The following is a 14,964-nucleotide window of genomic DNA, read 5'->3' as shown; positions in this document are numbered from 1 at the left end:
CCGAGATGCCGTGTGGTGCCCCATGCACCCAAGATGGCGTTGCAAACTCATCTTGGCACAAGGGGGGACGGGTCCATCCCATTTCCCACACAGGAGGGAGATTTCACCATGGCAACGACGACACTCTGCGAGCTACATACCGACGAACGCGGCGTCGCCTGGCTAACGCTGAACCGCCCCGAGGTGCACAACGCCTTCGACGACAGCCTGATCGCCGAGCTCAACGCGCACCTGGCACACCTGCATGAGGCCGCCACCCGCGGCGAGGTGCGGGTGGTGGTACTGGGATCCGAAGGCAAGCACTTCTCCGCCGGCGCCGACCTGAACTGGATGAAGCGCATGGTCGAGTATGACCTCGAGGCCAACCTCGCCGACTCGCGCAGGCTCGCCGAGATGATGCAGCGCCTCGACACCCTGCCCTGCCCCAGCGTGTGCCGGGTGCAGGGCGCGGCCTTCGGCGGCGCCGTGGGCCTGGCCGCCTGCTGCGATATCGTCATCGCCTCAGAAAAGGCCCGCTTCTGCCTCTCCGAGGTCAGGATCGGCCTGGCTCCGGCAGTGATCAGCCCCTATGTGCAGCGCGCCATCGGCCCGCGCCAGATGCGCCGCTTCGCGCTCAGCGCCGAGGAGATCGACGCCGCCACTAGCCTTGGCCTCGGTCTGGTTCACCAGGTGGTGGGCCACGATGACCTGGATGACGAGATCGAGACCATGCTCGCGACGCTGCTGGCCGGCTCACCCCAGGCCCAGCGCGCCACCAAGGCCCTGCTCGCCGAGGTCGCCCGGGAGCCCGACAGCGATACCACCCGCGAACACAGCTGCCGCGTGATCAGCGAGCTGCGCGTAAGCCGAGAAGGCCAGGAGCGCCTGGCCAGCTTCTTCGACAAGCGCGCCCCGCGCTGGCGCCCGCCACAGGACGACACCCCATGACCACTGCCCGCTTCGATACCCTGCTGGTTGCCAACCGCGGCGAGATCGCCTGTCGCGTGATGCGCACCGCACGCCGCATGGGCCTACGCACCGTGGCCGTCTACTCGGATGCCGATGCCAACGCCCGCCACGTGCGCGAAGCCGACGAGGCCGTACGCATCGGCCCCGCCGCCGCCCGCGACAGCTACCTCAACGTCGAGGCAGTGGTGGAGGCTGCCCAGCGCAGCGGCGCCGGCGCCATTCACCCCGGCTACGGCTTCCTCTCCGAGAACGGCGCTTTCGTTCAAGCGCTGGACGCCGCCGGCATCGTCTTCGTCGGCCCACCCGCCGCGGCGATTGCCGCCATGGGCGACAAGTCCGCCGCCAAGGCGCGCATGGCCAACGCTGGCGTGCCGCTGGTGCCTGGCTACCACGGCCACGACCAGGACGACGCCCTGCTGCGTGGCGAAGCCGACAAGATCGGCTACCCGGTGCTGCTCAAGGCCAGTGCCGGCGGCGGCGGCAAGGGCATGCGCGTGGTGGAGTCGGCCGATGGCTTCCAGGCCGCGCTGGACGGCTGCCGCCGCGAGTCCCAGGCCGCCTTCGGCGATGCCCGCATGCTGATCGAGAAGTACCTGACCCAGCCGCGCCACGTCGAGGTCCAGGTGTTCTGCGATGGCCACGGCAACGGCGTCTACCTGTTCGAGCGCGACTGCTCGGTGCAGCGCCGCCACCAGAAGGTGCTCGAGGAAGCCCCCGCCCCCGGCATGACCGCCGAGCTGCGCCGCGAGATGGGCGAGGCCGCGGTACGCGCCACCCAGGAGATCGGCTACGTGGGCGCCGGCACCGTCGAGTTCCTTTTAGACTTCTCACAAGGCTCTTCACAAGAGCGGGACGGCGCCTTCTACTTTATGGAGATGAACACCCGCCTGCAGGTGGAGCACCCCGTCACCGAAATGATCACCGGCCAGGACCTGGTCGAGTGGCAGCTGCGGGTGGCCATGGGCGAGGCCCTGCCGCTCCAGCAGGACGAGCTGACCATCACCGGCCACAGCTTCGAGGCGCGGCTCTACGCCGAAGACCCGGCGCAGGACTTCCTGCCCGCTACCGGCACCCTCACGCGCTTCGCCATGGACCTCGAAGGCGCCAGCCTTAGCTCTTCACAAGAGGGCCGCGCCAAAGTGCGCCTGGATAGCGGCGTGGAGAGCGGCGACGTCGTCTCCATGCACTACGACCCGATGCTGGCCAAGCTGATCGTTCACGGCGATGACCGCGACCAGGCCCTGGCCACCCTCAACCGGGCGCTGGCCGCGCTGGACGTGCAGGGTGTGGTGACCAACCGCGCCTTCCTGCAGCGTCTGGCCACCCACCCAGCGTTCAAGGCCGCCGAGCTGGATACCCGCTTTATCGAGCGCCACCACGCCAGCCTGTTCGCCGCCGAGCACCCCTCCACCGAGGAGTACGCCAGCGCAGCGCTGATCGCCCTGGACCAATTAGGCCGCGAACGCGAAAGCGACTCCCCCTGGGACCGCCACGACGGCTTTCGCCTCAACGCTCCGCACGGCATCCGCATCGCCCTGTGCGACCGGCAGGATGAGGCCAGCGCCGTCGTGGTAGAGGGCAGCCGCGAGAGCGACGCCGCCCCGTGGTGCCTCACCATTGGCAGCGAGACCCTCACCGCCAGCCTGCAGCCGGTGGAAGGCGACGCCGTGGCGATAACCCTCAACGGCCATCGCCGCCGCCTGCAGGCACGGCTGGAGGGAGACAACAGCATCGTCATGGTCGATCCCCGCGGTGAAAGCCGCCTACTGTGGCGCCGCATCGACGCCATCGACCACGGCCACCACGAAGTCGAATCGACCCTCACCGCCCCCATGCACGGCACCGTGGTCGCGCTACTCGTCGAAGCCGGTCAGAAGGTAGAGAAAGGTATGCCGCTGATGGTCATGGAAGCCATGAAGATGGAACACACCCTCACCGCCCCCGCCGACGGCCAGGTGGAACGCTTCCACTTCAACGCCGGCGATACCGTCGGCCAAGGGGATGTGCTGCTGGAGTTCACACCAGACGAATAGCGACCAGCGCCACACCCATGTGGGAGCGAATTCATTCGCGATTGCAGCGCGCAGCGCTGCCCGTCATAAACCAGTCACCAGGAGGCCGCCATGCCCTTCCCAACACACGTCCGCCTGGTCGAGGTCGGCCCTCGTGACGGCCTGCAAAACGAACCCAAACCGATCGCCACGGCCACCAAGCTCGAACTGATCGACCGCCTCGCCGCCGCCGGCATCGGCTACATCGAAGCCGCCAGCTTCGTCTCGCCCAAGTGGGTGCCGCAGATGGCCGACCACCGTGAGGTGATGACTGGCCTGACTCGCCGCCAAGGCGTCACCTACGCCGCCCTAACCCCCAACCTCAAGGGGCTGGAAGCAGCACTCGAGTGCGGCGTCGAGGAAGTGGCGGTATTCGGTGCCGCCAGCGAGGCCTTCTCGCAGAAGAACATCAACTGCTCGGTCGCCGAATCCCTGGCGCGCTTCGGGCCGGTGCTGGATCGGGCCAAGCAGGCCAAGGTGCGCGTGCGCGGCTACGTCTCCTGCGTGCTCGGCTGCCCCTATGAAGGCGAGATCGCCCCGGCCAAGGTCGCCGACGTCTCTAAAGCCCTATTCGACATGGGCTGCTACGAGGTGTCGCTGGGCGACACCATCGGCGTCGGCACGCCCCTCACCGCCAAGCGCATGCTCGAGGCGGTGAGCCGCGACATCCCTATGGACAAGCTCGCCGCCCACTTCCACGACACCTACGGCCAGGCGCTCGCCAACCTCTACGCCGTGCTGGAAGAAGGCATCAGCGTAGTGGACAGCTCCGTGGCCGGCCTCGGCGGCTGCCCCTACGCCAAGGGCGCCTCCGGCAACGTCGCCAGCGAAGACGTCGTCTATCTGCTCAACGGCCTCGGCATCGACAGCGGCATCGACCTCAACACACTCGCCGAGACCGGCACCTGGATCACCAACACCATCGGACGGACCAACCGCTCCAAGGTAGGCGTGGCGTTGGCAGCGAAATAATCAGATGGCAGAAACGAAAAGCCCCCGAGCCAGATGACTGACTCAGGGGCTCGACGACGGCGGCACGCGATTGTTGTCTTCAGCCTCGCTGCGGTCGTCGCCCTGTGGCTGCTTGGCGTTGGACGCCTATCCGCCAAGGCAGCGGCATCCGGGGCCTACATATCATCGTCGGCGAGACTTGATACTCATGGCTTGGTAGCAACAAGGGTTGAGATCATCAGCCTGATGCTTCTCAATGCGGCCCAGTACACGCAGGACTAGGGGCGCCATCGATTCCCCTTGCACGGATTCACCGACAGGAGCTGCATCATGAAACTCAAGACACTGGTTACCGCCACGGCACTCGGACTTGGTCTTGGCACTGCAAGTCTGGCCAACGCCACCGAGGTGACCCATCTAGGCGGCGATATCACCGAGGAGCAGGTGCTTGAAGCTCAGCGGGCCTGGGGCGATGCGTTGGTCGCTATCTCCAACACCTATGAAGCAGAGGGGATCGAAGCCGCCAGCGCACTGGCCGAGGAGATCATCGCCAGCGCCTACGGACACGATATCGGGCCTGTACTCTTCAAGCCGACCCTGGCCGCGGCACCGCAAACCTTCCGCACCACGCCTGAGGGCACCCTGGCCTACTTTGTCGGCCACAGCGATGAGTACAGTGAAGACAGAGGCTTTGCCCTGAATGGCTGGGAGGAAGTCACCATCGACAACGCCGCTATCTTCATCAGCGGCGACACGGCGCTGACCATGGGCAACGTCTCGATGCTGGATGCCGAAGGCAATACCACCACCGTAGACAAAACCTGGGGCTTACACCTGGACGACGAAGGCGACCTGCGCATCGTGCTGCACCACTCCTCCCTGCCCTTTACCGGCGACGAGTAAGTCTGCGGCAGAAACGGAAAGCCCCCGAGCCTGTTTGGGCTCGGGGCTCTGGAAAGTCACAGCCCGAGAAAACATTCCAAGTGCGCCTGCTCCTCCTGCAACGCGGGCTCGAACGCCGCATCGCGCGGGGCATGTCCACTCACGTAACCCGGTTGCAGCTGTAATTGCCCGTCTCGCACCGCGGCGTTGGCCCAGCCGATGACCTGGCCACGCCACAGCATGGGTAACGCGTAGTAGCCACGCACGCGCTGCGGTGCCGGCGTGTAGGCCTCGAAGCGGTAGGCCCAGCCCCAGAAGCGTTCGAAGCGTTCGCGGTCCCAGACCACCGGATCGAACGGCGCCAGCAGACGCAGACGCTCGTCCAACACGTCGTCGTTGGCAAAGCGACGACTGCCGGGGTTCTCGCCGACCGGCCAGTACCAGCAGCACCCACCCACCGTGGCCTGGGGTAGCCGTGCCTTGGTACGCGCCAGTGCATCACGGCGGCGCTCGCGCCACTGCGGAGCCGCCGAAGAAGCCACCCATGTAACGAGGCGGCTGAGCGTGACCGCCGGCAGCGGCGCGTACTTCGCCACTGCCACGTCGATCAGTGCGTCCAGGCTAGCATCAGGGTCCATCGGGGGGGCACGTTCATGGGCAAGCTGCGGTGCGTATAGACGCGTGCCACCTTCGCGTCGTGCCACGCGCAGCAGACCACGATAGTGCATGCCATCCAGCAGTTGGGTACTGGCCCTGCTATTGCCGCCGAACCAGTTCTTGGTCACGCCATGCTCGAAGGCGGCGTCCACTTCGCGTGGGTGCACCACGCCGCGACTCTGCACGAACTCCAGTACGGCCCGTGCCTGTGCCCAGCGTGAGGGCGGCCATTCGGTGCGCGTCGTCCGAGGGTGCATCATGCATTGCGTGAACCGCGGCAGAATACCGTAGTTAACGAAAAAGTCTTCTTCGACAGCCAGACGAGGGTAACGCGCTTCCAGATCACCGGCTCGATAATCGGCGACACGATGGCGCAGCGTCAGGTCCTGAGCCCGTGCGGGTGCACGTATCGGATCAAACTGGACGAAACCCAGTTTGGTGATGGCGCGCTGCAAGGCTCGCGGTTTGAACAGGCTGCGCGAAATGGCGTAACGGCGCAGGTGGTTAAGGGTTATTTTAGTCGGCATTCAGTGGACTTAGGCCATGTCTGTCCTTAGTTCGCCGCCTTTTCAGACAAAGCCTGACCCCTAGCATGAGTGAAACTCCATCACCAACTCAGCATGCCCGGTATGTGGGTCCGTTTTTTCGGACACTACCCGAAAACCACAGCGCTTATAGAAGTCCACGGTTTTCTGGTTCTCCTTGTAGACATCTAAGGTAATACGCTCACGCAGCGATTTGGCCTTTGCCATCAGAGCCTGACCAATGCCTTCTCCCTGGCAGCCAGGCGCCACGAAGATAGCCGCCAGCGTATCGCCATGCAGCGAGAAAAAACCCTTCACCTCACTGCCCGATTCATACACATAAGTCTCTGAGGCTGGTATATAGATGTTTCTCATATCATCCAGCTTGGATTCCCAGAACGCGCGATCGACAAAGTCGTGCGCTTCGGCCGAGGATTCTAGCCAGATATTCAGCACACTATCCATATCCGAAGCGATAAAATTACGGATCATTTTAATCCTCATACCGACTTCATCCCTACTGCATTTGTTAGCTTACAGCCGCTCCCGCGCCTGCGCGGCTTTTCACGCAGACACCTTTTAGTCGGAGGCTGAGGATGTGGCTAAGACGCAGCTTGCGACAGCTTACTGACAACAGCGTCGAATAGCAGATCACTAACCGCTTCTATGTCCTTGCGCGACACACCCTGTTGTACCAGTGACTGCGCCCCCTGAGATGCCGCCCAAATGGCGCGCGCTGCAGCGTCAACCGAGCCGCGGAAACGCCCCATGTCCACCAGTCGTTGCACCCGCGAGTGCATCAGTGCATAGGCGTCAGCGATCAGTGCTGGCTGGGCGCGAGCGTGCTCCCTGATGAGTACATACAGTGCCGGATGCTTGAGCGCGAACTCCAGGGCGACATCCCACCCAAAGCGTAGTTGCACCAACGGATCGGCTGAAGGCGGCGGCGTGCGCTTGCGCTCCATGAATTCCGTCATTCCACGCTGAATCAATGCCCGCGCCAATCCGCCCTTGTCGCCGAAGTGGTGGTAAAGCGTAGGCGCTCTGACACCTGCGGCCTCGCAAACTGCACGCGTCGTCAGGCCCTCCGGGCCCTGTGCCTCAAGCAGCGCTGCCGCCGCATCCAGAATCTTCGTTTCAGTGTTCATTTCAACCCTGTGAATGTGGTGCTTCTTGACAAACCTATATCGTCGATATACATTTTATGTATCAATGATATATCAATACTGTACCATCACTATACTACAGGAAGGTTTGTCATGGCTGCTATTTGCTTGATCACTGGCGGTTCCGGATTTGTTGGCGGTCGCCTCATCGAACGCCTCATCGCCCAAGGGTGGCAGGTTCGTGCGCTGGCGCGCAGCGTCGAAGCTATGCGAACTGTAGAAGAGCGTGGGGCGCAGGCCGTGCGCGGCTCGCTCGACGACATGACGTCATTGACGATCGCCGCCCGCGGCTGCAGCGTAGTAGTCCACGTCGCCGCCCTCTTCAAGTTGTGGGGCGATCACGATGAGTTCGAGCGATCCAACGTGCTAGGTACGGCCAGCCTGCTGCGTGCGGCGGAGGCGGCGTCGGTCAAGCGCTTCGTGCAGGTTGGCGCGGCGGCGGTGGTGATGGGTGACCTAGCGCCCATGCTTCAAGTTAACGAGTCGCTGCCGAGAAAGGAACGCGCCTGGGCACCATACAGCGCGTCCAAGGCGCGCAGCGAAGCGCTGGTGCTGGGCGCCAATCGCCCAGGCGTGTTTGAAACCGTCGTCATCCGCCCACCTATGATCTGGGGTACCGGTATGCCGACACTGGATCACATGATCGAAACCGTGAAAGCAGGCCAGTTTCGTTGGGTGGGCGATGGATCGCAGGCCATGTCTACAGCTCACGTAGACAACGTCTGCCATGCGGTCGAACTGGCTATCGAGAAGGGCCGCGGTGGCGAAGCTTACTTCGTCAGCGACGGCAACGACAGCACGCTGAAGCAGGTTGTATCCAGCTTGCTTCAGACGCGCGGTATCGAGTCGCCACGCGCTTCGGCACCGCTGCCGATAGCATGGATTATGGCCAGCATGATGGAGTGGATGTGGCGCACCTTCTCGCGCCGGGGCGAGCCACCCATTACCCGCCAGATGCTTCGTTTGATCGGCAAGCCATTCACGCTGGACATCGGCAAGGCGCAGCGCGAACTGGGCTACAATCCCATAGTGTCCTGGGAACAAGGGCTCAAAGCCATGCAGGGACGCTGAAGCAAATCGTTGTTGGGGTGAGGTACGTCAGCAGATAGAGGTCTGGAAGCGGCAGCGACTGGGCCAACGCACCGATTGACCGCGAGCTCCCGCTGACCTTGGTCTATCCGACCTAACGTCGCATTAAGGTGTGAGCAACGCTACTACGAAACTTAACCAGACCACCGTAAACACGAAACCCAAGAAGGAATAAAAAATGCAAATCGTTGCGAATCACTCTTAAATGCTTTGTTATGTGTAATTATTTGAGCCTATCTTCTGAACTGACTCACCCCACTTCCCTCGTAACTAACTCTATCAATAGTTACTACAAGCATTTTTTTCCCTCTGACCAAAGAAACGATTTTTTCGTAAACCAGGATAATCCAATAGCTCAACTGAGCAGGAAAAGAATAAACAATGCCTCCTTGTACGTTAGCAGTCGCGTTTCTCGATTCGATTTTTTTCGCAATGGAGGGCGGTAGATTCCGATTACTACATATTTTAGTTATCTCACGAGACACTGTTTCCCATGCTACATCGGTACTAAGTTCTTTTCCTGCTTCATTTTTAGCTAATTCTATGACAAGTTGGGAAAAATTTTTACCACAAACCTCACCATATTTAGCGATCCCAAACGACCAGTTTTGGCTAGATGTTGAAAACCGCCAAAAAATGCAAATGGTAAACCGCTTTTTGATACAACCAAGTTTTTAGCCAGCGGTGGCTTACTGCCTGAAGTTTCATAAAGGTCAAATTCTGGCCATTCTTCAAGTAACTTTATCTCCTTACTTGTCGGGTTTGCTTTATTTTTTCCAACTCGGCCTATTGGAACTCTTGGGTTATCTTCACTAGCGAGTTTTGCTTGAACAATTAATGAGCGATGACAATACTGATGCGCACCTGAATTGCCATTGTTATCCCAAACATTGTTATGTCTATATTGAATAAACAAATCACCCAACTCGGTTTCCGTATCTATTGAATTTCCATTTACATCCGTTTGCGGCTGAACAAAAGCAGCCAAGGGAATTTTATCTATCCATTGAAAATCTACATATATTCTTTCAAACGCCCTAGTAGAATCATATAGTTTTAGCTCCTCACTCAAAACAGAGGCAATTGCATCTCCAAGTTTCTTATTGAAAATTTTATATAATGACGACAGTTCGCCATATTTCTGTTTATTATATAAAGACCTTAAAGTTCTATCAATTACGTTCAATGTACACCTCTCTCCCATTACACATAACGCCGGTGGTAATGGGCACAAACGGAGCGCAGCGTAGTTGGCGTCCCATTGACCACTTTGTTAACAGTACGTTACTCCGCCTTCATCTTTTCCCACATGTGAGCACAGTAGCCACAAATGTCACCGTCGGAGAGTTCCTCTGGAGGAATATTACAGCCACACCTTACGCACTCATGAGTAGCGGACCCGCAACATGAAACGCAAATACCTTCGTGAACAATGTAGGTCCCAAAACCGCACAAAGGACAGTCAACAACAGGCGTATCGCCACCATCTTTATGAGCGGAATACGCCTCGTCGGCGTAAAATTCGTTAACCGCATAGTTTACAATGTCATCATAGTGAGCCTCCGTTCCACAAGCTCGACATTTGAATGTTGCCTCTGCTGCCTCACCTAAATCCTCGGTTTCAAGCAAGCCGGAACCGCACTCACCGCAATGATACTCTTGTAGTGCGTGAAGAATTTCATCGGTGTAATAGTTGAGCTTCTCCAGCGTTAAATCACACTCCTGCTTCTCCTTGACGTAAACCTCGTTCACGTCCACAAGAATTTTCCAGTAGCCCTCACCGAGTAGCGATTTAGGATCTCCACCGAGTTCGTCTACTATAAAGTCTCGAATGATAATAAAAGAGTCAGAAATCAACTGCTTCACAGATTCACTATTCAGTGTGCTGTAGTAGTGTTCTATATCATTCCTATATTTGTTAATTCTATCCAAACGAGCCCAATCCACGGATATATTCAAAGATTCAAAACGATCTTTAATATTTTGCACATCTACAGTTTTTTTGCCCTTGCCAATCCAGTTGACTGCGCCTGTAGCATCAAGTTCTGGCAGAACCCTTTGTTTTATAAGGGCTTCATCGGAACCTTGAGGGCTTAGCTCGCAAAGCTTGTGCTTAAACAACAGCAAGATGCCTGCAAATATATTCCGGGTCGATGAGATAATCCTTCTCTCATCAGGTGATTCAAAATCCTCTAAGCCCACTGTGATCGAATCTAGTGCATTTTTGAGGATGCTCATCACTTTTCCTTAGTATTGTTAACGCCCGGCGCAGCGGGAAAATTGGAGCGAGGAACGAGCGGAAATTTGGTCCGCCTGCCGCCACTTGTTAAATGGAAACGCACCTTGCCGCATCCCCAAGCCGGATATAGTAACTATTCCTCGGCCCACATTTATAATCGTGCGGCCAATTTTGGTGTTGATAGATCTCCCCCAGCTCTGGATCAACAATAAAGAATCGATCAGCATCTTTGACCGCAACAACCCAGTGCCAATAGCCGCTCTTCCTATTTACTCCAACAATTGCTGTTCCCTCAATATTTTCCCACCGTCCAGACCGCAATACATCATGCGGTATCCCTTCACTTTCTAGAACACGCGCCAGTTCAGGTGCTTTTGTATAGAAAACACTCTTGCGCGACCCCCAATTCAAGACCTTTTTGAATTTCTCAAAAGCCTCCGGATATGACCAGCCCAAACATATGGCCACGCATGCTACTCCGCAGCCTGTTTTATGCTCTTGCTTTACGATACGTATCAGGTTTTCCATTTCATTTAACGCCGCGCTCTGCGGCAAATTTGGAGCGCAGCGGAAAATTTGTCCGACAGCAGTGCCTTGTTCTGTCGCACTACACGCTTATAGAGCGAGAGGTAAAACTTCATACTCAAATCGTGCATCATCGTCATAATCTCCATATTGATGATAATCTCGCTGACTTTTTACTATAATTTGTACTATAAACCTTCTACCGATATCACTAGCTTCTATCTCAATAGAGAAATTGTTTTCTTTTTGCCATTCAGGTGGTTTGCTGGACCTTTTTTTCAATGCAAATAACAGTGTTTCTCCAGATGGGTCCGTTGCTGTAACCGAAAAGTCAAGCTTATCTCCAGGGCGAAGCTTTGTATTAGTGTTAAATACGCACCCCACATACTCAGGAATGTAGCCGTTACCTAAGCTGTCACGTGCGAACTCTATACGAGGATAATAATCCTCTCTAGATTCTTGCTTGTTGCGGTATCTTATCAATTTCATTCTAATTTCGCCTTCTATACCCAGAACCAAGTGCTTTTGGTGGGGCAACAAATCTCGGCGATGTGCCTCTGGGTTTCGAAACCCCTCTAGCCTTTCAAGCCAAAATAGCACCTCTTTCTTTTTCCCTAACGCAGCGCTAAACTCAGGTACAGTGCCCCAATTGTCACTGATTAATTTTTTAATGTCATAAAAATCAGCATAATATAATAATCGCTCATCAGCTGCGGCCAGCCTTTTTTGATCTTCCTCTTTCCTTTGCTTCCATCGCTGTATTTTATCTTCGCTTATCCCTGCATTACCGAACCAGTCTTGCCCGTATTTAGCTTTCATAACAAATGAAATAAAGTCGCGGAGTACATTCTCTGTATCTTTTAAAGCTTGACTTATATCCATTGATAGCAAACCTCCGCTCAAAACTGAAATTGGAATTCAATATCGCTTATATAACCGGCGCCCAACGAGACAACAGAACGCCCGCCTCACGGGCAAAGTTGGAGAGTAGCGTAAACTTTGTCCCTGTGCTGGCGATTGTTAGGCTTTTTCATTTTCAGAGACAATGGACACTTTGACAGATAAAGAAGAAAAGGCGCCTCTACCTGGGTCAGCTTCGCCAGTGTGAACATAGCTTGTAGACCACTTTTTCACCATTTTTAGGTATTCCTGTCTTTTTGCCTTCAAATTCGCGATTTCTGAATGATCGAACATTGATTCAACGCCTAGAAATGCTTGGTCACCAGTTCTAAAAGGCTGAAACAATCCGAATGAACTCCAAGAAACTAGCAATGACCAAATCCGAATTAAAAACGCAAAGTCCTTATCAACTTCATCCCACTTTACAACCGGCATAGCCTCATTGTGAGAAATTAGCTTATTTCTAAATAACAGTGCTTGTGAGTTTTCGTTCGTGAAACGACCGGACTTTACATCAAGAGCATCATTAATACAGTCAACTTCCGGCTTAGTGCATGCACCTTCACTTAGCATAATTGGTGAAATATCTTCCCACAGCTTCCTTAAAGAATTATCACGTTTATCCTTGCTCAGTAGCTTTCCGAATATTGAAAATACTCCATATATTCCTCCAACATACCATTGCGCATAAAATCCGCTTTCTTTAAACGGCTCTCGCTTAGTACCAACGTTTTGGAAGGCATAAATTACTGAACGCCACTCAACTGGCTCAATAATCAGATCATAAACTCCTTGAGGGTAATTTCCGTTTTTAAAATCATCGCTATTTTTCCATTCATTCAATTTATCAAGTTCTGAAAGCCACAAATTTCTCGAATCTTCACTATGGGCGCTATCCACCATTTCTTGATAGTAGCTAATAGCGGAATCGACATTCTCGATGGTTCTCGCCTTATTGGTGAGCGAAACAACATATTCTTTTGCTTCGTCGATAGTATTAAATTCCAAGGCCTACTCCTGCCTAACGACTGTAACACTTGACCGAAAAAGCGTAGCTTTTTTGGGTCAAGTGCTTACTTTTGTTAGCCGAGATTTTCATGATATACAATTCCATCACCATCCTTGTAACCAAAAGTATGTGGATGGAACAACTTCGGCCCTGGATAAAATGAGCCTTCTTTAGGTCCGTGATATAAAAGTATAAGTATGAGCAATGCGGCGCTAGCGTTTAGGACATTTTTTAATGTTGCCCTATTAAAGTTAGTGGTCCTATGATGTTTCACTTTGTTGTTGCTCTTCCACCATAATGGTGGATTATTCTCTTCTTCCCAATTACTCCAAGGCCTAAGCTCAATACCAAACCGTGGAATCGTTACTTTTGCACTAATGATACGAGGATACCTTTCCACGATTATGTTTCTATAAGCATTAATGCCACTCGCTCCTGCTAAAGGAGCTATTTCTTCACAGATATGTCTCGCTAGTACATCAACCTCTGCTGAAGCCGCCATCAAAATTCTAGCCAATTCAACGGAATAGCACTCGTAGTTTGCTTCCGCGATTTCGATCCACCGGGACAGCCGTGATATATCCTCTTCTATGCATAGAAAATAGTTCAGATGATCAGGCAGTTTGTAATGTTCTATTCCCATGAGGTCACATCCTTACGGCTAACGCCTTTCTTCAGCGGCGAAAGCATGCTGGTGTGGCTTTTGCGCCCTTTGCAAAAGGCATTACAGCGTGATTTTGTTGGACTTCCCCCAGAAAAGTGGACACGCCCCATCAGCAAACCTCCTCGAACTCTACCCGAGTCCGGTAACCAAGGCCACTGTGCAGCCGATGGCTGTTATAGTAGCCATCAATATAGTCCCTGATATGCTTGCGTAGCTGACGCAACGTCATGAAGCTGGTGGCGTGCAGCAACTCTCCCTTCAGCGTTTTGAAGAACGACTCCACTTCGGCATTATCAGTACACTGTCCCGGGCGGTTCATGCTGTGCCGTACACGGTGATGATTCAGCAGCGCCTGGGTCTTGTGAGCCCGGTACTCGATGCCACGGTCCGTATGGAACAGCAGGTCAGGTGCTGGACTACGGCTTGTGAAGGCCTCACGCAGGGTAGCTCGGGCAAAGTCTGCGCTCAGACTCTCTCCCAAGCGCCAGCTGATGATTCGACGTGAGAATAGGTCCAGTACCACCGCCAGAAACACGTATTTTTTACCCAGCTTAATGTAGGTGACGTCGCTGCTCCACTGCTGGTTTACCGCAACCAGCTTTTTGGCCTCGAGCCGGTAATTTGGCAGGACTTTCAGATCATCCCGACGTTTGCTCAGGCGGCGATAGACACGCGTGACTCGGGCCTTCATACCCCACTCCCTCATCAGTCTGGCCACCCGGTTCTCACCCACCACAAGACCTTCTCGGCGCAGGGCCTGATAAACCCGAGGACTGCCATAACGGCCCTTACTGGCGTTGTAGACCCTGCGGACCTTCAACAGCAGGTCTGAATTGTCAGCGGCTCTCTGGCTGGGCTTCCGGTTTGCCCAGGCGTAGTAGCCAGACCGAGAGATGTTCAGGTGGCGACACAGTGCCTTTACCTCGTGCTGTCCTCGGTGTTTCCAGACGAACCGGAACGCTTCCGTCGTTCCTCTGCCTGAAAACGTTGAAACTTTTTTAGTATGTCATTCTCCTCCTCAAGCTCCGATACGCGGCGCTTCAGGCGAGCGCCTTCATCCTGCTCCTGGATCTTCTGCTTAGCATCAGACGGGGCTTTCTTGACCCGTTTCATGGCGAACTGTCCCTCTCGGTATTCCTTACGCCAGCGTGACAGCATGAAGGGGTGAATATCCAGTGCTTCGGCAACGCCTTTGACGCTCCGGTGGGCCTGGTGGCTCCACTCCACCGCCTTGACTTTGAACTCAGTGCTGTACCGCTGTGTTTTCTTCCCGTGATCATCTCGGGCATCGGTTCTCTCCTATCTGGGAGTTATCGATGCGTGTCCACTGGAGTAGGGGAAGTCCACAGCGAATTTAAT

The 14,964-nt window shown here is 55.4% G+C and carries 14 protein-coding genes and 2 pseudogenes; 5 read left to right on the top strand and 11 right to left on the bottom strand.

Annotated features, from left to right (window positions below):
• Positions 1 to 108: 108 nt before the first annotated feature.
• The 4 genes from QC821_RS20235 to QC821_RS20220 all read left to right on the top strand — a co-directional run bounded on the left by QC821_RS20235 (position 109) and on the right by QC821_RS20220 (position 4,853).
• Positions 109 to 927: an enoyl-CoA hydratase-related protein gene (locus QC821_RS20235; protein ID WP_309725095.1), complete on the top strand. Its 819-nt coding sequence runs from the start codon at positions 109 to 111 to the stop codon at positions 925 to 927.
• The gene (locus QC821_RS20230; protein ID WP_309725093.1) at positions 924 to 2,981 is read left to right on the top strand and encodes an acetyl/propionyl/methylcrotonyl-CoA carboxylase subunit alpha; all 2,058 of its coding nucleotides are present in this window, start codon (positions 924 to 926) and stop codon (positions 2,979 to 2,981) included. The genes QC821_RS20235 and QC821_RS20230 overlap by 4 nt, the downstream gene beginning before the upstream one ends.
• Positions 2,982 to 3,071: 90 nt before the next feature.
• Positions 3,072 to 3,971 (top strand): hydroxymethylglutaryl-CoA lyase, encoded by a 900-nt coding sequence (locus QC821_RS20225; RefSeq protein ID WP_309725091.1) that lies wholly within the window; start codon positions 3,072 to 3,074, stop codon positions 3,969 to 3,971.
• Positions 3,972 to 4,280: 309 nt separating this feature from the next.
• Entirely contained in the window at positions 4,281 to 4,853 is a 573-nt protein-coding gene (locus tag QC821_RS20220; RefSeq protein WP_309725089.1) for a phosphoribosyl-AMP cyclohydrolase, read from the top strand.
• A 56-nt stretch (positions 4,854 to 4,909) separates the two neighbouring features.
• Here QC821_RS20220 and QC821_RS20215 read toward each other — a convergent pair whose 3' ends face one another.
• From QC821_RS20215 to QC821_RS20205, 3 genes are all read right to left on the bottom strand, one after another.
• Positions 4,910 to 6,016: a DNA glycosylase AlkZ-like family protein gene (locus QC821_RS20215; protein ID WP_309725087.1), complete on the bottom strand. Its 1,107-nt coding sequence runs from the start codon at positions 6,014 to 6,016 to the stop codon at positions 4,910 to 4,912.
• 60 nt (positions 6,017 to 6,076) lie between these two features.
• Positions 6,077 to 6,505, bottom strand: coding sequence for an N-acetyltransferase (locus QC821_RS20210; protein WP_309725086.1), 429 nt, complete (start codon positions 6,503 to 6,505; stop codon positions 6,077 to 6,079).
• Positions 6,506 to 6,615: 110 nt separating this feature from the next.
• Entirely contained in the window at positions 6,616 to 7,161 is a 546-nt protein-coding gene (locus QC821_RS20205; RefSeq protein WP_309725084.1) for a TetR/AcrR family transcriptional regulator, read from the bottom strand.
• Between the two features lie 111 nt (positions 7,162 to 7,272).
• Here QC821_RS20205 and QC821_RS20200 point away from each other — a divergent pair, with 111 nt between their 5' ends.
• Entirely contained in the window at positions 7,273 to 8,250 is a 978-nt protein-coding gene (locus QC821_RS20200) for an NAD-dependent epimerase/dehydratase family protein (protein ID WP_309725083.1), read from the top strand.
• Between the two features lie 559 nt (positions 8,251 to 8,809).
• On the opposite strand, the gene QC821_RS20195 is transcribed toward QC821_RS20200, so the two are convergent.
• The 8 genes and pseudogenes from QC821_RS20195 to QC821_RS20160 form a co-directional block, all read right to left on the bottom strand.
• Complete coding sequence (locus tag QC821_RS20195; protein ID WP_309725081.1) at positions 8,810 to 9,454, bottom strand: hypothetical protein; 645 nt, start codon at positions 9,452 to 9,454, stop codon at positions 8,810 to 8,812.
• A 98-nt stretch (positions 9,455 to 9,552) separates the two neighbouring features.
• Positions 9,553 to 10,506: a hypothetical protein gene (locus QC821_RS20190; protein ID WP_309725079.1), complete on the bottom strand. Its 954-nt coding sequence runs from the start codon at positions 10,504 to 10,506 to the stop codon at positions 9,553 to 9,555.
• 88 nt (positions 10,507 to 10,594) lie between these two features.
• Positions 10,595 to 11,035, bottom strand: coding sequence for a hypothetical protein (locus tag QC821_RS20185; RefSeq protein ID WP_309725077.1), 441 nt, complete (start codon positions 11,033 to 11,035; stop codon positions 10,595 to 10,597).
• Positions 11,036 to 11,122: 87 nt separating this feature from the next.
• The gene (locus tag QC821_RS20180; protein ID WP_309725075.1) at positions 11,123 to 11,914 is read right to left on the bottom strand and encodes a Swt1 family HEPN domain-containing protein; all 792 of its coding nucleotides are present in this window, start codon (positions 11,912 to 11,914) and stop codon (positions 11,123 to 11,125) included.
• Positions 11,915 to 12,052: 138 nt separating this feature from the next.
• Positions 12,053 to 12,940, bottom strand: a complete 888-nt coding sequence (locus QC821_RS20175; RefSeq protein ID WP_309725074.1) for a hypothetical protein — start codon at positions 12,938 to 12,940, stop codon at positions 12,053 to 12,055.
• 74 nt (positions 12,941 to 13,014) lie between these two features.
• Positions 13,015 to 13,584, bottom strand: coding sequence for a hypothetical protein (locus tag QC821_RS20170; protein ID WP_309725072.1), 570 nt, complete (start codon positions 13,582 to 13,584; stop codon positions 13,015 to 13,017).
• Between the two features lie 130 nt (positions 13,585 to 13,714).
• A pseudogene (locus QC821_RS20165) lies at positions 13,715 to 14,545 on the bottom strand (IS3 family transposase); the annotation flags it as partial.
• Positions 14,524 to 14,862, bottom strand: a pseudogene (locus QC821_RS20160) (transposase); the annotation flags it as partial. The pseudogenes QC821_RS20160 and QC821_RS20165, both read right to left, overlap by 22 nt.
• Positions 14,863 to 14,964: the final 102 nt, after the last annotated feature.

The sequence above is a fragment of the Franzmannia qiaohouensis genome, from assembly GCF_031451695.1.
Lineage (GTDB): Bacteria > Pseudomonadota > Gammaproteobacteria > Pseudomonadales > Halomonadaceae > Franzmannia > Franzmannia qiaohouensis.
This window is presented reverse-complemented; position numbering and strand designations above follow the sequence as displayed.